Raw genomic sequence first — 20,992 nt, 5'->3', positions numbered from 1 at the left:
CCAGCTATTCTGCCCGAGCACGGGCCTTTTACTTATCCCGGTACGGGATAGCCGGCACATCCTCTTCCCCAGTGATAACCCGGTCAGGATGTACGAGTTGTTCCCCCTTCACAAATCTGGCACTGACGGCACCAAACAATGTAAAGCCAAGAATGGTGGCTACGCCCCCGTACATCAAAGCCTTATCACCAGAATTCACTAACGCAAAGTAGCTGTACGCAGCCCCAACCCCTGCGATTGCGTTATTCAACAGAGCCTTATGGCTGGGTACCCGGTTGATTTCCTGAATTGTTACCAGAGCTGCCATAGACAGGATGTAGGGAATAAGATTCGTGACGACCGACAGGTCAACTACGGTTGAAAATTGGTCAGAGACACCCAGATTACCGGTGGCTACATGATGAATCCAGCCGTAGCGAGTCCCGTCAGGGCTGGCGGGAATTGAAAACCACCCCAGAATGGTTTGAATCCCCAACAGAATCAGCATTCCTGCGATGGGGGTTCCACTCTTATTACATTTAGCGAAAATTCGTACAAAATAGCCCACTTCCGCAGAACTCTTGAAGACTTGTGCAGTAGTGAACTGCCAGCCCAGTAAGGAACCGATGCAGGCGATAATCATCAGGCCCGTGATGATATTCCCTACCATGGGAGTAAACATCGTGGCGAATACCAGGCCAAACGGCGCGTTTGAACTGGCAAGTTCAGCGTTTGGAATAATTCCGCCAATGACGTTGGTCGACACGATATAGATAACCGCAGAGCCCAATGTCCCGAAGAGCACGGCGATGGGTACATTCTTTTTAGGATTATCCACCGCATCACTGTTCGCGCAGGCCGATTCGAGCCCAAGAAAGGCCCACAGCGTGATTGCTACGGAAGAGCCTGCGGCATCAAGTAGCGTGCTGTTATGAGGGTTCCAGCCTGCGGCATATATTTCGGGTTTAAACCAGAACCATCCCACCGTCGATACCACCACGACCGGCGCGATCACCCCCCAAACAGTGACGCCACCAATTTTACCGGTTATGCTGGCTCCACCAAAATTAGCAAACGTGGTTAACCATAAAAGTCCTATCGTCATTAATCCAATTTGCAGAGGATTAGGATTAATATTGAATAGCCCAATAATATAACCGACGGCAGTGATGGAGATCGCGACGTTACCAATGACGATCGCAACGCCATAGGTGTAGTTTGCAATGTAATTCCCCGCCTTACCAAAGGCATACTCAGCGTAACCACCCATGCCACCAAGCTTATTACTCATCGTACCGCAGCAGGCAAAAGCCCAGGCCAGCGCCATTGAACCCACGGCAGTAATCACCCAGGATACTATCGAAATATTCCCGACTTGAGCCAGCTTAGTGGGTAGTAATATTATTCCCGATCCTAACATGTTGATGGCAGTCAACATTGTTAGCTGAGTGACACTCATTTTCTTAATTGCCATATTCACTCTCCTGCAGCTAACTGGGTTACCGTTAGATGCTTTCTTTTAGGCATTGAACGTAATAAACCCCATTTTTACTCTCTACACCATGGATATCATGGCCAAAACCTGGGAATCGCCGATCCCATAATTGCAGAATCTGCAAATATTTGATGTATGGGCTATCTTTATCTCCCGCGTTCTCGCCTGGCATGATCATTGGAATTCCAGGCGGATAAGGAACAACACCGGTCGCAAGAGTGCGGTTGTAAAGATCATCCATGCTAACTGTTTCAATATCGTTGTGTACGAGTCTGATATAAGCCTCGGCTGGAGTGAGTACCGGCCTCGGTAATATGGTGAACGCTTTCTCCTGAACCTTTATGAGATCTGTTTCTTTGAAAAAGAGGAACATTTCATTAGCAAGATCTTTCAATCCTTTATTTTTGAACGCCTCAGGGCATTCGTTTTCATGTGCATAAAGGAGGTGTTTGACCGGAATATTGTTATCGTATGCATCTTTAAATTTGAGTAATGCATTGATCAATGTTCCGTATTTCCCTTTGGTAATACCAAGGGAGAAAAGAAACAGAATGGTAAAATCAGTGGTCTTTTCAACTTGAATGCCTTTCTGGCTAAGAAAAGCCGTCACCAGTGCAGCAGGAATGCCGGCGTTCTCAAGTGAGCCATCCGTCGCCACGCCAGGCATCACGACGGACACTTTTATCGGATCCAGCATACAGTAGCTGTCTTCGATTCCCTTAAAACCGTGCCATATATCACCCTCTCGCAATTCCCAGCAACGAGGGTCGGTAACTAAAAGAGACAGGGGCGCATCTTCAAAAGAAATTTTCTTTCCGGACTCCGGGTCGGGAACGAAGTCTGCATTCCAGGTGGAGAAAAACCAGTCATCATTTTCCTGAAGTTCTCTTCGAATACGCCTGACGGCCTGGCGAAAACGAACCGCTTCAGTAATTGATTCTGTGGTAAGGTGCTGACCACTTTGCCCCCGCATCATTTCAGCCGAAACTTCGTTAGCCATAATTATCGGATACAGCGGCGACGTCGAGGCATGCATCATATAAGCTTCGTTGAAGCGTTCATGAGGCACCGAATTTCGTCCATCCCGCACCCCAATCAACGATGCCTGCGAAAGTGCAGCTAACAGCTTGTGCGTTGAGGTTGTAGTGAAAATTGTCGGCAGATCCCTTGGATAATCATCGGGTTCTCCATACATGCCAAAACGTTCTGCGTAGAGGGGGTTAAATCGCGCATAGCCGTACCATGCCTCATCAAAATGAATACGATCGACGCTGCTATTGAGCTGCTTAATAACCGTAGGCACATGGTAGGTCAGGCCATCATAGGTCGAATTTGTGATAATGCTGTGCAGCGGTTTTTTATTCTTATCTGTGGCGAGAGGGTTTGAGGCGATAGCTTCTTTCACTGCATCACCACTCAGTTGACGGGCATATACCGGCCCAATAATGCCGAGGTAGTTTCTCGAAGGCATTAAATACGTTGGGATGACCCCCGTCATCGTCAGGGCCTGTTCCGTAGATTTATGGGCGTTGCGGTCGCACAGGGCATAGTCGTCACGGGCTACGGAAGACATCATAATGACCCTGTTGGACATGGAAGAACCATTGGTAACGGTATAGGCCCTGTCCGCGCCAAATACCCGGGCACAGAATTTTTCGCTATCACCAATCGGACCGCTATGATCCAGCAGAGACCCTAATTCTCCGACGGAAATAGAAAGATCGGAGCGCAAAAGATTTTCCCCAAAATAATCATGGAATGCCCGGCCAACGGCCGATTTCATGAATGCCGTCCCCCCGGCATGGCCTGGGGTATGCCATGAATATTCATATTTTTCCGCAAACTCAAAAATTGCACGAGTCAGCGGCGGAACAATTTTATCCCGATAAGCTAAAATAGCCGAATGAATCCTACCTGCCAGGAAAAAAGGCGTGTCTTCTTGAACCCAAATTAACTCATCAGTTTCACGCATTATTTCATGATTTAAATTCTCAGCCTGTCGATTATCTAATAACAGAAATAAAGGGATGGACTGATTTTTACGTCGAAGAGATTGTATTACTCTCTTTGCCGATTCATTATTCTGCTCACTGTCACTCATTACCCAATCGAGGAGTACGAGCTCAATGGTTTCATCATTATTTAAAACCGCGGCGGCGTCATCAGCAGAATCGGCAAAAACAGTGGCGACATCCTTACTGTTTAACGCATTAATAAGATTAGAAATAGAATCATTGACTACGCTAACATGACAGGCAGAATTATGAACAATTAGCGCCTTTAGCGATATTATCCTTTCACTGCGAATATCCATAGTAACCTCCGGAATTGTGCGATTTTATTTTCAATAAAAACAGACAATTTATATTCAAAATGAAATGTTGAATCACCTTTATCGTATACCACTCTCCAATATAGACCATGCTGGATCAGATAGCGTTAACAGAAATGCTCAAATCATTTCTTGCGTATTTTCACATCTACAGCTACGGGATGTTTAACAGCCTCGTAGAAAGGCCTGAATAAACTTAGTGGTTTTCAGGATATACAGACGATTTTTCCCGACGATAACCCAATTCGTTGAAATCAATATTTTTACAGGATGATGACAAATGGCGTGATTGTTTATTTCTAAAACTAAAAATATCTTCTTGAGATCCTCTCAATACCTTCGTCCTCCAGATCTGTTTGTTTTGTAAAATATCACACGCTGCGGCTTCGCTCTGATTGCGCCTGAACCTGCGTTTTCGTTCCTGTCCCGTACCCAAAAAAAAGCCGCCCATTTGGGCGGCATTCACAAGACGGCTAACGCTTACAGCGCTTTCAGAATCGCTTCGACGCTGGCTTTGGCATCACCAAACAGCATCTGGGTGTTCTCTTTAAAGAACAGCGGGTTCTGCACGCCTGCATAACCGGTATTCATTGAGCGCTTAAACACAATCACGTTCTGCGCTTTCCACACTTCCAGCACCGGCATACCGGCAATTGGGCTGCGCGGATCGTCCTGAGCAGCTGGGTTAACGGTGTCGTTCGCCCCGATAACCAGCACGGTGTCGGTGTCGGCGAAGTCGTCATTGATCTCGTCCATTTCCAGCACGACGTCGTAGGGCACTCGCGCTTCAGCCAGCAGTACGTTCATGTGGCCCGGCAGACGCCCCGCGACAGGGTGAATACCAAAACGTACTTTGACTCCGCGGGCACGCAGTTTTTCGGTAATTTCCGCCACCGGATACTGCGCCTGGGCCACCGCCATGCCGTAGCCTGGGGTGATGATCACCGACGTGGAGTTCTTCAGCATTTCAGCCGTTTCTTCCGCGCTGATTTCACGGTGTTCACCCGCTTCTTCCGTTTCACCGGTTGAAGAACCGTCTGTTCCAAAACCGCCGGCAATCACGCTGATAAACGAGCGGTTCATCGCCTTACACATAATGTAGGAGAGGATGGCACCAGAAGACCCCACCAGCGCACCAGTGACAATAAGCAGGTCATTGCTGAGCATAAAGCCCGCAGCCGCTGCGGCCCAGCCGGAGTAAGAGTTAAGCATCGACACCACAACCGGCATGTCTGCCCCGCCGATGGACGCCACCAGGTGCCAGCCAAACGCCAGCGCAATGATAGTCATCACCAGCACGGCCAGAACCTGCATACCAACGCTTTCGGTACGCACAAACACCAGCAGCAGCGCGAAGGAAACCACCAGCGCCGCCAGATTGAGCTTATGACGATTTGGCAGCATCAGAGGTTTAGACGAAATTTTACCGCGCAGCTTGCCAAAGGCGACAATAGAGCCGGTAAAGGTCACTGCCCCGATGAAGATCCCGATGAAGACTTCCGTTAAGTGGATATTCTCCATGATCGGCTCAAGGCCCGGACCGTGATCGAGGTAGCTGTTAAAACCAACCAGCACCGCCGCCAGGCCCACAAAGCTGTGCAGCACGGCAACCAGCTCCGGCATTTCAGTCATTTCGACTTTCTTCGCCAGGTGAATACCAATCGCCCCGCCGATCACCATCGCGATGATAATCCATACGACATTGCCAGTTTCCGGGCCAAAAATGGTCGCCACCAGCGCAATCGCCATCCCCGCGATACCAAACAGGTTACCCTGCTTTGAGGTTTCGTGTTTCGACAGGCCAGCCAGGCTAAAAATAAACAGGATCGCGGCAACAATGTATGCAGCTGTAACTAATCCACCAGACATGTGTTACCCCTTAGTTCTTCCGGAACATTTTCAGCATGCGCTGAGTGACGGTGAAACCACCAAAAATATTGATACTGGCGATCAGTACCGCAATGAAGCTCAGGAAGCTGACCCAGCCACCGTGGCCAATCTGCAGCAGCGCACCTACCACGATTATCCCTGAAATAGCATTCGTCACCGACATGAGCGGCGTATGCAAAGCATGGGAGACGTTCCATACCACGTAGTAGCCCACCACGCAGGCCAGCGCAAAGACGGTGAAATGACCAAGGAACTCTTTTGGCGCCACACTTGCGAACCAGCCAAACAGAATAATTGCCAGCGCCATCAGGCCATATTTAAACCACGGAGACGTTGGTTTTTTCTCTTCGACCGGCTCAGCAGCTGGTTTTGCAGCGGCCTGCGGCTGAGCGGAAACCTGAATCGGCGGCGCAGGCCAGGTGACTTCACCTTCGCGAATAACGGTCACGCCGCGCACAACCACATCATCAAAATCAACGGTGATATTGCCGTCTTTTTCCTTACACAGCAGCTTGAGCAGGTTGACGAGGTTAGTGCCGTAAAGCTGGGAGGACTGGGTCGGCAAACGACCCGGCAGATCGGTATAACCAATGACCTTCACCCCGTTAGGCGTCACGGTGACCTGGTTCGCAACGGTGTATTCGCAGTTGCCGCCGTTTTGTGCCGCCAGATCGACAATCACGCTGCCCGGCTGCATGAAATCCACCATTTCACGGGTAATCAGCTTCGGTGCAGGTTTGCCCGGAATCAGCGCCGTAGTGACGATGATATCCACCTCTTTCGCCTGAGCCGCAAACAGCGCCATTTCGGCTTTGATAAAGGCTTCGGACATCACCTTCGCATAGCCATCCCCGCTGCCGGCTTCTTCTTTGAAGTCCAGCTCCAGGAATTCGGCGCCCATGCTTTGCACCTGCTCTTTCACTTCAGGCCGGGTATCAAACGCACGAACAATTGCCCCGAGGCTGTTGGCCGCGCCAATCGCCGCCAGGCCCGCAACACCCGCGCCGATAACCATCACTTTAGCTGGTGGGACTTTACCGGCGGCGGTGATTTGCCCGGTGAAGAACCTGCCAAACTCATGTGCGGCTTCGACAATCGCACGGTAACCGGCGATGTTAGCCATGGAGCTAAGCGCGTCCAGCGACTGCGCACGTGAAATACGCGGCACTGAGTCCATCGCCATAACGGTGATGTTCCGCGCCGCCAGTTTTTCAAGCAGCTCCGGGTTTTGCGCCGGCCAGATAAAGCTGACCAGCGTCGAACCTTCACGAGCAAGGTCAATTTCGTTATCCAGCGGGGCGTTCACTTTAAGGATAATGTCCGACTGCCAGACATCCGCGCCGCTGGCAACGATCGCCCCCGCGCGCTCAAACGCTTCGTCGTCAAAACTTGCCAGTTTCCCCGCATCGCTTTCAACGGCGACAGTGAACCCCAGTTTAATCAGCTGCTCTACCGTTTTCGGCGTGGCGGCTACACGGGTTTCATTGGCCAACCGCTCTGTTGGTACACCAATACGCATAGTATTCCCTTCCATCTGTTTTTGATGATGGTTTGCCAGACCTTGCCATGGCCAGACGCAAGCATCCGCCCGCACGCGCAGGCAGATATCTGTTCCATTACCACTTCAACAAAAAATACATCTGTAACAAACTTTTTATAACCTACTGAAAATAACGACTGTGATCTACATCCGCATCCTGGTATTTCTATTTTTATCGCAAAAATTCAGTCATCAGGCGCTCAGACAGTTGTTTTAATCTTTATTTACACGCCGAGGCCTGATAATACGCTTAACCGAGACGGTAAGACATGATTCTACGCCGCAACAAAAACCAATTTTAACAACATTTTAACCAAATAAGTCATAAGCTTTATCAGTTTTAGCGGTGAATGCCTCTTTTTTTAACTTAATAACGTTTGTCGCGGTTATTCATCGCCGGGAAGGCACAAGGCGCGAAAAATGCCGCAGACAAGGACGTTATTTCCAGCCATAATCGGCATCTCATCGGTCCTAATCAGAGAAGTACCTGTATTCATTTTGCGCAAGGCGAAGGATTATTTTTATGAATCTCAAGAACACCCTTCTGGCGTCAGCTCTTATTTCCGTCACCTCGCTGTCCGCTCAGGCGGCGACCGAACTGACACCAGAGCAGGCGGCCGCACTTAAGCCGTACGATCGAATCACTATCACAGGCCGCTTTAATGCTATCGGCGATGCCGTGGCCGCCGTATCTCGCCGCGCAGATGCTATCGGGGCCGCTTCTTTCTACGTGCTGGACACCAGCGCAATGGGTGAAAGCGGCAACTCCCGCGTCGTGGCTGATGTTTATAAGAATGATGCACCTAAAGCCGATGCGCCTAAGAACCGCGTCATCAATGGCGTGATGGAGCTGCCGAAAGACCAGGCTTATCGACTTGAACCCTTTGATACCGTCACCGTTCAGGGTTTCTTCCGTACCCAACCGGACGTTAATGATGCCATTACTAAAGCTGCACGCGAAAAAGGGGCTGCCTCCTTCTTTATCGTGCGCCAGGTCGATACCAACCAGGGCGGCAACCAGCGCGTAACGGCGTTTATCTATAAAGCTGACGCTAAAAAACGCGTTGTGCAAAGTCCGGACCTGCTGCCAGCAAACTCCGAAGCAGGTAAAGCCGCGCTAGCCGCGGGCGGCGCTGCTGCCAAAAATGTGGAAATTCCAGGTGTTGCTTCTTCAGAAACGCCGTCTTCCGACGTTGGCCGTTTCTTTGAAACCCAGTCATCTCAGGGTTCACGTTATACCGTAACGCTACCAAACGGCACCAAAGTACAGGAAGTCAACAAGATAACGGCTGCTCAAATGGTGCCATTTGACAGCATTAAGTTCACCGGTAACTTCAGCAGCATGACCGAAGTTTCCTACCAGGTTGCGAAACGTGCAGCTGATAAAGGGGCTAAGTTCTACCACATCACTCGCCAGTGGCAGGAACAAGGTAACAACTTAACCGTCAGCGCAGACCTGTTTAAATAAGATACACCATCAATCAAAGGGCAGCTTCCGCTGCCCTTTTTTTTGCACTCAAATCATTTTATCGCACCACACGCATTGCAAGCAGTGTGCACACTCCGTAAAATCCCGCGCCTTAGCGTGATCCTCCATTTATATGCGAAAAAGCATAATAATTATGCTGGAACACTTCTGACCTCAACAGGATGCGTATGGAAAAGAAACTTGGCCTCGCAGCGCTCACCGCGCTGGTATTAAGCTCCATGCTCGGCGCAGGCGTGTTTAGCTTGCCGCAAAATATGGCAAGCGTTGCGAGTCCGGCTGCGTTGCTGATCGGCTGGGCGATCACTGGCGTAGGTATTCTCCTGCTGGCTTTGGCGATGCTGGTGCTTACCCGACTCCGCCCCGACCTGGACGGCGGAATATTCACCTACGCGCGTGAGGGCTTTGGGGAGCTTATCGGCTTTTTCTCGGCCTGGGGTTACTGGCTGTGCGCGGTGATCGCCAACGTTTCTTACCTGGTCATTGTTTTCTCCGCCCTTAGCTTCTTTACCGACACGCCTGAGCTGCGTCTGTTCGGCGACGGCAATACCTGGCAATCCATTGTTGGCGCATCCGTTCTGTTATGGATGGTGCACTGGCTGGTGCTGCGAGGCGTACAAACGGCGGCCAGCATCAACCTGGTCGCAACGCTTGCGAAGCTGCTGCCTTTGGGGATGTTTGTGGTACTGGCGGCAGTTGCTTTTAAGCTATCCACCTTCTCTCTCGATTTTACCGGTATTAAACTCGGCGTTCCCGTCTGGGAACAGGTGAAAAACACCATGCTGATTACCCTTTGGGTCTTTATCGGCGTGGAAGGGGCCGTGGTGGTATCCGCACGAGCAAGAAATAAAAAAGACGTTGGCAGAGCAACGCTTCTGGCTGTCATTGCCGCACTCAGCGTCTACCTGCTGGTCACGCTACTTTCACTCGGCGTAGTTGCTCGCCCTGAGCTTGCTGCAATGCGCAATCCGTCGATGGCTGGCCTGATGGTCGAAATGATGGGCCCATGGGGGGAAGTGATTATTGCTGCCGGGTTGATTGTTTCCGTGTGCGGCGCGTACCTGAGCTGGACAATTATGGCTGCAGAAGTGCCATTGCTGGCGGCAACCCATAAAGCTTTCCCCAAAATGTTTGCCCGTCAGAACAAAAACAACGCACCGTCGGCTTCTCTTTGGCTGACGAATATTAGCGTGCAGGTGTGCCTCGTGCTGATCTGGCTGACCGGGTCGGACTACAACACGCTGCTAACCATCGCCTCAGAAATGATTCTGGTGCCTTATTTCCTGGTGGGTGCATACCTGCTAAAAATCGCGACCCGCCCTCTACACAAGGCGATTGGTTTTGGAGCCTGCCTTTACGGTTTGTGGCTGCTTTATGCGTCAGGCCCGATGCATCTGCTGCTTTCGGTCGTATTGTATGCGCCTGGATTATTAGTCTTTATTTACGCGCGTCGTACCCATACGCACGAAAAGTCGCTAAATTTAAAAGAAAGAACGATGATTTGCCTGATGCTGCTGGCAGCATTTCCGGCAACGTGGATGCTGGTGGGGTAACGAATCCTTTCCCCGGCAACTATTCTGGATGAGGGGAGCCAAGCTATTAACCGACCTATTCTTATCACCGGTGCGGGCCAGCGTATTGGCCTGGCACTGGCTCAGCATTTTCTGGCTAAATCTCAGCCGGTAATTGTCAGCTATCGCACTCGCCATCCCGCTGTCGATAAACTTGAACAGGCCGGTGTCACTTGCCTGTACGCCGACTTTTCAACGAACGAAGGTATCCTTGAATTCGCTGAACGGGTGAAGTCACTCACGCCCGCACTGCGCGCCATCATTCATAATGCCAGCGAATGGAAGCCAGAAACCCGCGACACGGCCCTGTGCGATACGCTACAGGCAATGATGCAGGTTCATGTTGCCACGCCCTACTTACTTAACCATGAGCTGGAGAGTTTGCTGCGCGGACACGGTCAGGCGGGCAGCGATATCATCCATCTGACCGATTACGTGGCGGAGCGCGGCAGCGACAAACATATCGCTTACGCCGCCAGTAAAGCGGCACTGGAAAATATGACGCTTTCTTTTGCGCTTAAACTGGCTCCGGAAGTCAAGGTCAACGCCATCGCGCCTGCCCTGATCATGTTTAACACCGACGACGATGCCGACTACCGCCAGCGCTCGCTTAACAAATCGCTGATGAAAATCGCGCCGGGTGAACAGGAAATTGTGCGTCTGGTTGAGTATCTGTTGACCAGCCGCTATGTCACCGGCAGAAGCCATGCCGTAGACGGTGGCCGGCACCTACGCTAACACTGTTTACCAACCATTAATGGTGTAATCTATTGCATCATTGTATGTTCAAATTTTAAAAGCCGACGCGGCGGATTATGAGCAAAATAGTTTACGTGGAAGACGACCCGGAAGTTGGCGGCCTGATAGCCGCCTATCTCGGGAAACATGACATTGACGTTATCGTTGAAACCCGCGGTGACCGCGCCGAAGCGGTTATCCAGCAGCAGCAGCCGGATTTGGTTTTGCTGGATATTATGCTGCCAGGGAAAGACGGGATGACGCTATGCCGCGACCTTCGCCCACAGTGGGACGGCCCGATTGTTCTGCTGACATCTCTGGACAGCGACATGAACCATATTCTGTCGCTGGAAATGGGCGCAAATGACTACATTTTAAAAACAACGCCGCCTGCGGTGCTGCTGGCGCGTTTACGGTTACACCTCCGTCAACGTGTTTCAGCCCAACAAACGGCAGACACAACGGCCAGTAACCTCAAGCCGCATAAAGCTATACGTTTTGGCACGCTGTGTATTGACCCGCTGAACCGCCAGGTCACGCTTGGGGATGAAAACGTTGTGCTGTCGACTGCGGATTTCGATCTGTTGTGGGAGCTAGCCACCCACGCAGGCCAGATAATGGACCGTGATGCCTTATTAAAAAATCTGCGCGGTGTGACCTATGACGGCATGGATCGCAGCGTGGACGTGGCCATCTCCCGCCTGCGTAAAAAGCTGCTGGATAATGCGACTGAGCCCTTCCGTATCAAAACCGTGCGCAACAAAGGCTATTTATTTGCCCCTCACGCCTGGGAAAGCGAAGCTTAATGAAATACGGATTTGACGGTAACGCTCAATGAAAAAGCTGTTTGTACAGTTTTATCTTTTGTTGTTTGTCTGCTTCCTGGTGATGACCATGCTGGTCGGGCTAGTGTATAAGTTCACCGCCGAGCGGGCGGGACGCCAGTCGCTCGATGACTTAATGAAAAGTTCGCTGTACCTGATGCGCAGCGAGCTACGTGAAATTCCGCCGCGGGACTGGAATAAAACGATCAACGATCTCGACCTGAACCTCTCCTTCAAGCTCAATATTGAGCCGATGAGCAAGTTCAAACTCGATGACGTTGCCGCTCGCCACCTGCGAGAAGGCGAGATTGTGGCGTTGGACGAAGAATATACATTCATCCAGCGCATTCCACGCAGCCACTACGTTCTGGCCGTCGGCCCAATTCCGTATCTCTTTTATCTACATCAGATGCGGCTGCTGGATATTGGCCTGATCGCATTTATCGCCATTTCGCTCGCTTTCCCGGTGTTCATCTGGATGCGCCCGCACTGGCAGGACATGCTCAAACTCGAAAGCGCCGCCCAGCGATTTGGTAAAGGGCATCTGGATGAGCACATCCATTTTGATAACGCCTCAAGCTTTGAACGGTTGGGCATCGCCTTTAACCAAATGGCCGATAACATCAACGCCCTGATTGCCAGCAAGAAGCAGCTGATTGACGGTATTGCCCACGAGCTGCGTACCCCGCTCGTTCGCCTGCGTTACCGTCTTGAAATGAGCGACAACCTCAGCGAAGAGGAATCTCTGGCGCTCAATCGGGATATTGGCCAGCTAGAAGCGCTGATTGACGAGCTGCTGACCTACGCGCGCCTCGACCGCCCGCAGACCGAGCTTCATCTGGCGCACGTCAAATTTGCCAGTTGGATGGAAACGCATATTGCCGACGTACAGCTCATTCACCGTCAGCGCCGGATTAGCCTGGAGACAGATACCCTCACCGCCATAGACTATGGCGCGCTGGATCTGCGCCTCATGGAACGCGTCACGGACAACCTGATCAATAACGCCCTGCGTTACAGTGAGCAGCAGCTGCGCGTCAGCCTGTGGCGTGAAGATGATATCGCCCATTTGCAGGTAGAAGATGACGGCCCGGGCATTCCCGAGGAAGAGCGCGCCCGCGTATTCGAGCCTTTTGTTCGCCTCGACCCCAGCCGGGACAGGGCAACCGGCGGCTGCGGGCTTGGCCTGGCGATAGTCCATTCTATTGCCGTGGCGATGGGTGGACACGTCACCATTGAAAGCAGCTCTTTGGGCGGCGCCAGCTTCCGCTTTTCATGGCCGGTCAATACCACGTACCTTTCCTGAATCCTGAATTCGCCAGCCCGGTAACCCCTACCGGGCGATTTTTCCCTGTTAAGCGCCACGTTCACAGTTGCTGATGCGGTCTCTCGTTGCTACAGTTCATAAGTATGTTGTAACTAATGTGAGCCGTTATGCCACGCTACGATCTTATTGAACGTTTAACGTCCACCTGCCGGGAGCTGGAGCAGCACCTGGCTGTGCTCAGGGCACAGCTCGGTCAGCTTCGACTGCTCAGCGGGCGGGTCTTTACGCTGCCGGAGATAGAAAAAAGCAAAGAGCACGATCCGCTCTCTAAGATTGAAGTCACCCAGCGCGTCGGGCTGGAGGCGCATCACGCCGCCGTCGCCCACTTTACGCGGCTGTTTATCCAGCAGCAGTCGGAAAAAATCAGCACCAAGGCCGCCGTGCGCCTACCCGGCGCGCTCTGTTATTCGGTCAGCGAAGAGCAATACCAGCAAACTTCGGGGCTCCTGGAAAACATCAATCAGTTGAAACACGCTCTGGAGCAGATTATCAGCGTCGAGTCGGCGCTTCCCTCCGCCCAGCGTTTTGAATGGGTTCACCGCCATATTCCCGGCCTGCTTACCCTGAACGCCTACCGCGCCATTACCCTGCTTGAAACGCCGGACACCGTGCGTTTTGGCTGGGCGAATAAACAGATTGTCAAAAACCTTAGCCGCCAGCAGGTGCTGGAGATGCTGGAAAAGAGCCTGAATGCCGGTCGAGCCGTGCCGCCGTGGACGAAGGAACAGTGGGCCGAGCGCGTGAGGCAGGAAATGGATGAAGTGCAAAGGCTGCCGGAAAACGCACGGCTGAAAATCAAGCGCCCGGTGAAGGTTCAGCCCGTGGCCCGCGTGTGGTATCAGGCGCAGCAGAAACAGGTGCAGTATGCCTGCCCTTCTCCGCTGATTGTGTTGTGTAAGCAGGAAAGTGGTGAAACCTCGCCCGATTTAGGCGAACTGCTGAATTACGATGCCGAAAACATTCAGCACCGCTATAAGCCTCAAGCGCAGCCGCTGAGACTGATTATCCCGCGGCTGCATCTGTACTGCGAAACGTAAAACTTACGACTTCATGCTGCCGACCATATCCTCAGGGCGAACCCAGGCGTCAAACTCATCCTCGGTCAGATAACCGAGCTTCAGTGCCGATGCTTTAAGGGTCAGCCCTTCTTTATGGGCCTTTTTGGCAATTTCTGCCGCCTTGTCATAGCCAATATGGGTATTGAGCGCGGTCACCAGCATCAGCGACTCGTTCAGCAACTGGCTGATGCGATCGCGATTAGGCTCAATGCCCACCGCGCAGTGCTCGTTGAAGCTTTCCATGCCGTCGGCCAGCAGGCGAACGGACTGCAGGAAGTTATGGATGACCATCGGGCGATAAACGTTCAGCTCGAAGTTACCGGACGCACCGCCGATATTCACCGCCACGTCGTTCCCCAGCACCTGGCAACACAGCATGGTGACGGCCTCGCACTGGGTCGGGTTCACTTTGCCCGGCATGATGGAGCTGCCCGGTTCGTTCTCAGGAATCGACAGCTCGCCAATGCCGCAGCGCGGGCCGGAAGCCAGCCAGCGAACGTCGTTGGCAATTTTCATCATCGACGAGGCCAGCCCTTTCAGCGCGCCATGCGCATGAACCAGGGCATCGCAGGTGGCCAATGCTTCAAACTTGTTTGGCGCCGTGACGAAAGGCTGCTTCGTGAAGTCAGCCAACTCTTTTGCCACGCGCACCGCATATTCAGGGTGGGTATTCAGCCCGGTGCCCACCGCCGTACCGCCCAGCGCCAGCTCCGCCAGATGCGGCAGGCTATGGTCGATGTGCTTCAAGTTATGCTCAAGCATCGCCACCCAGCCGGAGATCTCCTGCCCCAACGTCAGCGGCGTGGCGTCCTGCAGGTGGGTACGGCCGATTTTGACGATATCCTTAAACGCATCGGCTTTTTTGGCCAGCGTTTGCCTGAGCACGTTTAGCTGCGGCAGCAGGTGCTCGCGAACCGCGATAATGGCCGCCACGTGCATGGCGGTCGGGAAAACGTCGTTCGAACTCTGACTTTTGTTCACGTCGTCGTTCGGGTGCACCAGTCGCTCCATCCCACGTACGCCACCCAGAATTTCACTGGCGCGGTTCGCCAGCACTTCATTCATGTTCATGTTACTTTGGGTGCCGGAGCCGGTCTGCCAGATAGCCAGCGGGAATTCACCGGGGTGCTTTCCTGCCAGCACTTCATCTGCGGCGGCGATAATGGCCGTACCGCGCTCTGCAGGCAGCAGGCCGAGGTCAACGTTGACCTTCGCCGCCGCGCGCTTGGTAAGCGCCAGCGCTCGAATCAGCTCGGTCGGCATTTTCTCGGTAGAAATGCGGAAGTGCTCAAGTGAACGCTGGGTCTGCGCTCCCCACAGCTTATCTGCCGGGACGTCGATCGGGCCCATTGAGTCTTTTTCACTGCGACTGGATGTCATGCCTTTCTCCTTTGCGATAAAAAAAGCCGCCACTATAGGCGGCGGCTTGAGTATTACTTAACGCATCGAGAGCACTGTGAGGCCTGAATTTTCTGGAAGAAGTCGTTGCCTTTGTCATCCACCAGGATGAACGCCGGGAAGTCTTCCACTTCGATTTTCCAGATGGCTTCCATACCCAGTTCCGGGTACTCCACACACTCCAGGCTCTTGATGCTGTTTTGCGCCAGCACGGCCGCCGGGCCACCGATACTGCCCAGGTAGAACCCGCCGTGTTTGTGACAGGCGTCGGTCACCTGCTGGCTGCGGTTGCCTTTCGCCAGCATGATCATGCTGCCGCCGTTGGCCTGCAGCTGATCCACGTAGGAGTCCATGCGGCCCGCCGTGGTCGGCCCTAAGGAGCCGGATGCGTAGCCGTCCGGCGTTTTGGCCGGGCCTGCGTAATAAATCGGGTGATCTTTCACGTACTGCGGCAGATCTTCCCCGTTATCGAGACGTTCTTTCAGTTTAGCGTGAGCGATGTCACGCGCCACAATAATGGTGCCGGTTAACGACAGACGGGTGGACACCGGGAAGTCGGACAGCTGGGCGAGGATCTCTTTCATCGGACGGTTCAGGTTGACCTTAACGGCTTCCCCCTCGCCCGCCTGACGCAGCTCTTCCGGGATGTACTTGCCCGGATTGTGCTCCAGCTTCTCAAGCCAGATGCCGTCTTTGTTAATTTTGGCTTTGATATTTCGGTCGGCTGAGCAGGACACGCCCATGCCAACCGGGCAGGATGCGCCGTGGCGAGGCAGACGGACAACGCGGATATCGTGGGCAAAGTATTTGCCGCCGAACTGCGCGCCCAGGCCAAGATTCTGCGCTTCTTTCAGCAACTCTTCTTCCAGCTGCACGTCGCGGAATGCCTGGCCGTATTCGTTGCCTTCGGTTGGCAGGCCGTCGTAGTACTTGGTTGACGCCAGCTTCACGGTTTTCAGCGTCGCTTCGGCAGAGGTTCCGCCGATAACAAACGCCACGTGATACGGCGGGCAGGCCGCGGTGCCCAGGGTACGCATTTTCTCCACCAGGTAATCTTTCAGCTTCGCCGGGGTGATCAGCGCTTTGGTTTCCTGATAGAGATAGGTTTTGTTAGCCGAACCGCCGCCTTTGGCGATGCACAGGAATTTGTACTCGTCGCCGTCCACGCTGTAGAGATCGATCTGCGCTGGCAGGTTGGTGCCGGTGTTCACCTCTTTGTACATATCCAGCGCGGCGTTCTGGGAATAGCGCAGGTTATCTTCAATAAAGGTGTTGTAGACGCCGCGAGACAGCGCTTCTTCGTCGCCACCGCCGGTCCAGACGCGCTGGCCTTTTTTACCCATGATGATAGCTGTGCCTGTGTCCTGGCAGGTCGGCAGAATGCCCTTGGCGGCAATGTCTGAGTTCCGCAGGAACTGCAGCGCAACGTATTTATCGTTCTCGCTGGCTTCCGGGTCGCTCAGAATGTCCGCCACCTGCTGCTGATGCGCCGGGCGCAGCATAAACGAAGCGTCGTGGAAGGCATGCTGAGCCAGCAGCGTCAAGGCCTGAGGATCAACCTTGAGGATTTGCTGGCCGTCAAACTCGGCGACGGAAACATAGTCGGAGCTCAGGAGGTAATATTCGGTCGGGTCTTTCTGGAGCGGAAAAGGCTCCTGGTAATGGAAGGGTTTATTCGACATATTTCTCTCACTTGCGACAACAGTAACGTTAATTTTTATATTTCAGCGCAGGATCTTACGCTGCGTTCCAAAAACAAGTCATAACATGCTACACAATTTTTTAACAGAAACTGAGACTAATACGACTTTTTGTTGCCCTGGTTACTTCCCCGCGGATAATTGGTTTAATAACTGAAACTTCGATTCAATGATGACAGGGACCTGAGATGCAAAAATTGATCAATGCGGTACAAAATTATGCCTGGGGAAGTGAAACGGCGCTAACGGAACTGTACGGCATCGCCAACCCGCAGCATAAGCCCATGGCCGAACTGTGGATGGGCGCTCACCCAAAGAGTAGTTCAAAAGTGCTCGATGCCAACGGGCAACCGCACGCATTGCGCGATGTGATTGACGCTGATAAGCAAGCGCTGTTGGGGAAAGCCGTTGCCGAGCGTTTTGGCGAGCTGCCTTTCCTGTTCAAAGTCCTTTGCGCCGCCCAGCCTCTCTCCATTCAGGTTCATCCGAACAAAAAAGCCTCTGAAATCGGCTTTGCGAAAGAAAATGCAGCGGGTATTCCGCTTGATGCCGCAGAGCGTAACTACAAAGATCCTAACCACAAACCTGAACTGGTTTTTGCCCTGACGCCGTTCCTCGCGATGAACGCTTTCCGCGAATTCTCCGACATTGTGTCGCTGCTGCAGCCGGTTTCTGGCGCACATCCGCTGATTGCGCATTTCCTCCAGCAGCCTGGGGCCGAAACCCTGGCACAGCTGTTTGCCGGCCTGCTAAATATGCAGGGCGAAGAAAAAGCCCTGGCCCTTGGCGTACTAAAAGCTGCCTTGAATAATCAGCAGGGCGAGCCGTGGGAAACCATTCGCCTGATTTCCGAGTTCTATCCGGACGACAGCGGCCTCTTCTCCCCGCTGTTGCTGAACGTGGTTAAGCTTGAGCCGGGCGAAGCGATGTTCCTGTTCGCCGAAACCCCACACGCCTACCTGAACGGCGTCGCGCTGGAAGTGATGGCTAACTCTGACAACGTGCTGCGTGCCGGACTGACGCCGAAGTACATCGACATCCCTGAACTGGTGGCTAACGTCAAATTTGAGCCAAAACCGACCAATCAACTGCTGACCGAGCCGCAGATAAACGGCAGCGAGCTGGACTTCCCTATTCCAGTGGATGACTTTGCCTTCTCCCTGCACGACCTGAGCACGCAGGAAGCCGCGCTGGCACAACAAAGCGCTGCCATTGTATTCTGCGTTGAAGGTGAAGCCGTGCTAACCAAAGACGCCCAGCGCCTGGTGCTGAAGCCGGGCGAGTCAGCCTTTATTAGCGCCGCAGAATCCCCGATTGCCGTCAGCGGCGTTGGCCGGGTAGCACGAGTGTTTAATAAACTTTAACTTACTGATCTTTTTAGCGCGTATTGCTAAGCTAGTAAGCATGTTGACGAAAACGCCTGATAACAGGCGTTTTTCTTTCGCCCGGTGGGGGACGGCTGCCGGCTTCTATACATGACATGGATAATGACACGATGAAAAAATCTCTGGTTGCGGTTGGGGTAATTGTTGCGCTAGGCGTGGTATGGACCGGTGGGGCCTGGTTTACGGGTAAACAGCTCGAAGGCCGTATGGCCGAAATGATTGATAACGCCAATGCTGAAATCAAAAATTCAGCACCGGAATCAGGGCTGGTCCTCAGCTATCAGGACTACAAGCGTGGGCTTTTCCACAGTTCGGTACAGCTGGTGGTTAAACAGGCTGCCGGGACGAAAAACGCCCTGCTCACGCCAGACCAAAGCGTGTTATTCAACGAAACCATCGACCATGGTCCTTTCCCGTTCGCACAGCTGAAGAAATTCAACCTGATCCCGAGCATGGCGTCGATCCACACCGAACTGGTGAATAACGACACCACCAAACACCTCTTCACGCTGACCAAAGATAAGCCGCTTATCGGCGTGGAAACCCGCGTGGGCTACAGCGGGGCAACGTCTTCGGATATCGCCCTGGCGGCCATTGATGCCACCGAGGGTGAAGACAAGTTCAGCTTCAGCGGCGGCAAATTTACCGCCGACGTTGATGGCGCGGGCAATGAAATCGCCCTGTCCGGCTCGGCCGACAGCGGCCTTGTCAACACCGTTAACGAATACGGCCAGCGCGTGCAGCTCTCTTTCAACGGGATCAAAACCGACGGCGATAGCAAACGCAGCCTGTTTGACCAGCGCGTAGGCTCTCAGAAAGCGACCATCGATAAGCTGTCTATGGTTGTGGATGGCAAAGAAATTGCCGTCGTGGAAGGCTTTAACCTGAACGCAAAATCTGACGTGCAGGACGACAAAAAACACTTCACCGGCCAGTTCGACTACAGCCTTGATGCGCTGAAAGTCCAGAACCAGAACATGGGCAGCGGCAAGCTGACGCTCAAGCTCGGCAATATTGATGCCGCCGCGCTGCGCGAGTTTACCCAGAAATATAACGCGGGCGTACAGCAGCTGATGGCCGATCCAGCGCTGCAGCAAAACCCTGAGCTCTATCAGCAAAAATCCGTGGAGCTGATTAGCGCTAACCTGCCGCTGCTGCTGAAGGGCAACCCAATCATTACCGTCGCCCCACTGAGCTGGAAGAACGCGAAAGGCGAATCGACCTTTAACCTGTCCTTGTTTATGAAGGATCCGCAGGGCGCAACCGGCCCAGCCAATTCGGCGGAAGAACAGCTGGATCGCTACGTGAAATCTCTCGACGCGAAGTTGGTTATCCCTATGCCAATGGCTACGGGGCTGATGTCCCAGGTGGCGCAGCTGGAAGGCTATAGTCCGGAAGAGTCAGACAAACTTGCCAGCCAGCAGATCAAGGGCCTCGCTGCCATGGGCCAGATGTTCCGCGTCACCAAAGTTGACGGCGATAACATCACCACCAGCCTGCAATACGGCAATGGCAAAGCCTCCCTGAACGGCGAGCAGATGTCGCTGGGCGAGCTGTTCAGCATGTTCGCCCTGCCGGCAGGCATGGGTGGCCCGGCGCTGCAGGATAACGACAGCGATGCCGTGCCGCAGCCGCAGGACGAAGCACCGGGGGATGATGCATCTCCGGACGCCGCCCCGGCACCTCAGCAGTAAGCCATACAAGAACCCGCCAGATGGCGGGTTTTTTAGTTTCTGTCGGGTCAACAGTAAATCCTTCGTTCCCAGGCAGGCACTTAGCCACAAATACGTTCTATGGTGGATCGGCTATCGTTCCGTTCACTTCCAGTCCTGCTTTATATACCACTCCCGAACTTGTGAACGGCTCGGGGGAGCCACCGTCGCACCCCCGAGACCCCGGACTCCCGGCCAAATAAATCGACCGCTGAAGCGGCAAACCTCCGTTTTATCTCACAGTCCTGGGTCGGCTGAGATGCGTTCCCGACGCCCGGACCCTGGCCAGTCGGAGAGAAAACGGAGGCGATTTAAGCCGAAACCGTGCCTCGCTTTATACCCGCAGCCACACGGAACGTTAACGTTGCTGCAAGTCCTACAAGCCACACCCTTGTTCCCGGCTCTCAGCGCCCCCGGTTATGACCCAACTCAGACGGGGTTGAGCTGTCGGGAACAGCGAAAGAGAGCGATCGTCGGGAACGAATCGCGAACGACCCCGAATGTTTGGGTGATAGCCGGTGGGTTTACCGCTTCAGCGGCGATGAGCTCGCCGGGCG

General features: G+C 53.3%; 14 protein-coding genes. 8 read left to right on the top strand and 6 right to left on the bottom strand.

What is annotated here, in order from left to right; translation table 11 throughout:
- Positions 1-28: 28 nt before the first annotated feature.
- The 4 genes from potE to pntA form a co-directional block, all read right to left on the bottom strand.
- Positions 29-1,453 (bottom strand): putrescine-ornithine antiporter, encoded by a 1,425-nt coding sequence (potE, locus tag WFK85_RS20985; protein WP_008456377.1) that lies wholly within the window; start codon positions 1,451-1,453, stop codon positions 29-31.
- 31 nt (positions 1,454-1,484) lie between these two features.
- Positions 1,485-3,788, bottom strand: a complete 2,304-nt coding sequence (locus WFK85_RS20980; RefSeq protein ID WP_336709570.1) for an Orn/Lys/Arg decarboxylase N-terminal domain-containing protein — start codon at positions 3,786-3,788, stop codon at positions 1,485-1,487.
- 498 nt (positions 3,789-4,286) lie between these two features.
- Complete coding sequence (gene pntB / locus WFK85_RS20975; RefSeq protein ID WP_008456379.1) at positions 4,287-5,675, bottom strand: Re/Si-specific NAD(P)(+) transhydrogenase subunit beta; 1,389 nt, start codon at positions 5,673-5,675, stop codon at positions 4,287-4,289.
- 10 nt (positions 5,676-5,685) lie between these two features.
- The gene (gene pntA / locus WFK85_RS20970; RefSeq protein WP_336710326.1) at positions 5,686-7,215 is read right to left on the bottom strand and encodes a Re/Si-specific NAD(P)(+) transhydrogenase subunit alpha; all 1,530 of its coding nucleotides are present in this window, start codon (positions 7,213-7,215) and stop codon (positions 5,686-5,688) included.
- 544 nt (positions 7,216-7,759) lie between these two features.
- On the opposite strand from pntA, the gene ydgH reads away from it, so the two are divergent.
- The 6 genes from ydgH (at position 7,760) to tus (ending at position 14,219) form a co-directional block, all read left to right on the top strand.
- Positions 7,760-8,704, top strand: coding sequence for a DUF1471 family protein YdgH (gene ydgH / locus WFK85_RS20965; protein WP_008456381.1), 945 nt, complete (start codon positions 7,760-7,762; stop codon positions 8,702-8,704).
- A 188-nt stretch (positions 8,705-8,892) separates the two neighbouring features.
- Positions 8,893-10,275, top strand: coding sequence for an amino acid permease (locus WFK85_RS20960; RefSeq protein ID WP_008456382.1), 1,383 nt, complete (start codon positions 8,893-8,895; stop codon positions 10,273-10,275).
- A 24-nt stretch (positions 10,276-10,299) separates the two neighbouring features.
- Positions 10,300-11,031 carry a dihydromonapterin reductase gene (gene folM, locus WFK85_RS20955; protein ID WP_336709870.1) on the top strand — a complete coding sequence of 244 codons (732 nt, stop codon included), beginning with the start codon at positions 10,300-10,302 and terminating at the stop codon, positions 11,029-11,031.
- A gap of 77 nt (positions 11,032-11,108) precedes the next feature.
- Positions 11,109-11,837: a two-component system response regulator RstA gene (rstA, locus tag WFK85_RS20950; RefSeq protein WP_008456384.1), complete on the top strand. Its 729-nt coding sequence runs from the start codon at positions 11,109-11,111 to the stop codon at positions 11,835-11,837.
- 28 nt (positions 11,838-11,865) lie between these two features.
- A complete protein-coding gene (gene rstB / locus WFK85_RS20945; RefSeq protein WP_008456385.1) occupies positions 11,866-13,161 on the top strand; it encodes a two-component system sensor histidine kinase RstB in 1,296 nt (431 codons plus the stop codon).
- 128 nt (positions 13,162-13,289) lie between these two features.
- A complete protein-coding gene (tus, locus tag WFK85_RS20940; RefSeq protein ID WP_166994183.1) occupies positions 13,290-14,219 on the top strand; it encodes a DNA replication terminus site-binding protein in 930 nt (309 codons plus the stop codon).
- A gap of 3 nt (positions 14,220-14,222) precedes the next feature.
- Here tus and fumC read toward each other — a convergent pair whose 3' ends face one another.
- Positions 14,223-15,620 (bottom strand): class II fumarate hydratase, encoded by a 1,398-nt coding sequence (gene fumC, locus WFK85_RS20935; RefSeq protein ID WP_008456388.1) that lies wholly within the window; start codon positions 15,618-15,620, stop codon positions 14,223-14,225.
- 53 nt (positions 15,621-15,673) lie between these two features.
- Positions 15,674-17,320, bottom strand: coding sequence for a class I fumarate hydratase FumA (fumA, locus tag WFK85_RS20930; protein ID WP_008456390.1), 1,647 nt, complete (start codon positions 17,318-17,320; stop codon positions 15,674-15,676).
- A 206-nt stretch (positions 17,321-17,526) separates the two neighbouring features.
- Between fumA and manA the strand changes: the two genes are divergently transcribed.
- Both manA and WFK85_RS20920 read left to right on the top strand, forming a co-directional pair.
- On the top strand, positions 17,527-18,702 hold the full coding sequence (gene manA, locus WFK85_RS20925; RefSeq protein ID WP_166994181.1) for a mannose-6-phosphate isomerase: 1,176 nt from the start codon (positions 17,527-17,529) through the stop codon (positions 18,700-18,702).
- Between the two features lie 131 nt (positions 18,703-18,833).
- The gene (locus WFK85_RS20920; RefSeq protein ID WP_336709865.1) at positions 18,834-20,417 is read left to right on the top strand and encodes a YdgA family protein; all 1,584 of its coding nucleotides are present in this window, start codon (positions 18,834-18,836) and stop codon (positions 20,415-20,417) included.
- Positions 20,418-20,992 lie beyond the last annotated feature (575 nt).

Source organism: Cedecea sp. VD22 (assembly GCF_037150195.1).
GTDB lineage: Bacteria > Pseudomonadota > Gammaproteobacteria > Enterobacterales > Enterobacteriaceae > Cedecea.
This window is presented reverse-complemented; position numbering and strand designations above follow the sequence as displayed.

Coding starts and splice junctions, on each gene's coding strand:
- WFK85_RS20980 (WP_336709570.1), bottom strand. CDS start 3,788: ATGGATATTCGCAGTGAAAGGATAATATCGCTAAAGGCGCTAATTGTT.
- manA (WP_166994181.1), top strand. CDS start 17,527: ATGCAAAAATTGATCAATGCGGTACAAAATTATGCCTGGGGAAGTGAA.
- fumA (WP_008456390.1), bottom strand. CDS start 17,320: ATGTCGAATAAACCCTTCCATTACCAGGAGCCTTTTCCGCTCCAGAAA.
- tus (WP_166994183.1), top strand. CDS start 13,290: ATGCCACGCTACGATCTTATTGAACGTTTAACGTCCACCTGCCGGGAG.
- WFK85_RS20960 (WP_008456382.1), top strand. CDS start 8,893: ATGGAAAAGAAACTTGGCCTCGCAGCGCTCACCGCGCTGGTATTAAGC.
- WFK85_RS20920 (WP_336709865.1), top strand. CDS start 18,834: ATGAAAAAATCTCTGGTTGCGGTTGGGGTAATTGTTGCGCTAGGCGTG.
- pntA (WP_336710326.1), bottom strand. CDS start 7,215: ATGCGTATTGGTGTACCAACAGAGCGGTTGGCCAATGAAACCCGTGTA.
- pntB (WP_008456379.1), bottom strand. CDS start 5,675: ATGTCTGGTGGATTAGTTACAGCTGCATACATTGTTGCCGCGATCCTG.
- fumC (WP_008456388.1), bottom strand. CDS start 15,620: ATGACATCCAGTCGCAGTGAAAAAGACTCAATGGGCCCGATCGACGTC.
- rstB (WP_008456385.1), top strand. CDS start 11,866: ATGAAAAAGCTGTTTGTACAGTTTTATCTTTTGTTGTTTGTCTGCTTC.
- potE (WP_008456377.1), bottom strand. CDS start 1,453: ATGGCAATTAAGAAAATGAGTGTCACTCAGCTAACAATGTTGACTGCC.
- ydgH (WP_008456381.1), top strand. CDS start 7,760: ATGAATCTCAAGAACACCCTTCTGGCGTCAGCTCTTATTTCCGTCACC.
- rstA (WP_008456384.1), top strand. CDS start 11,109: ATGAGCAAAATAGTTTACGTGGAAGACGACCCGGAAGTTGGCGGCCTG.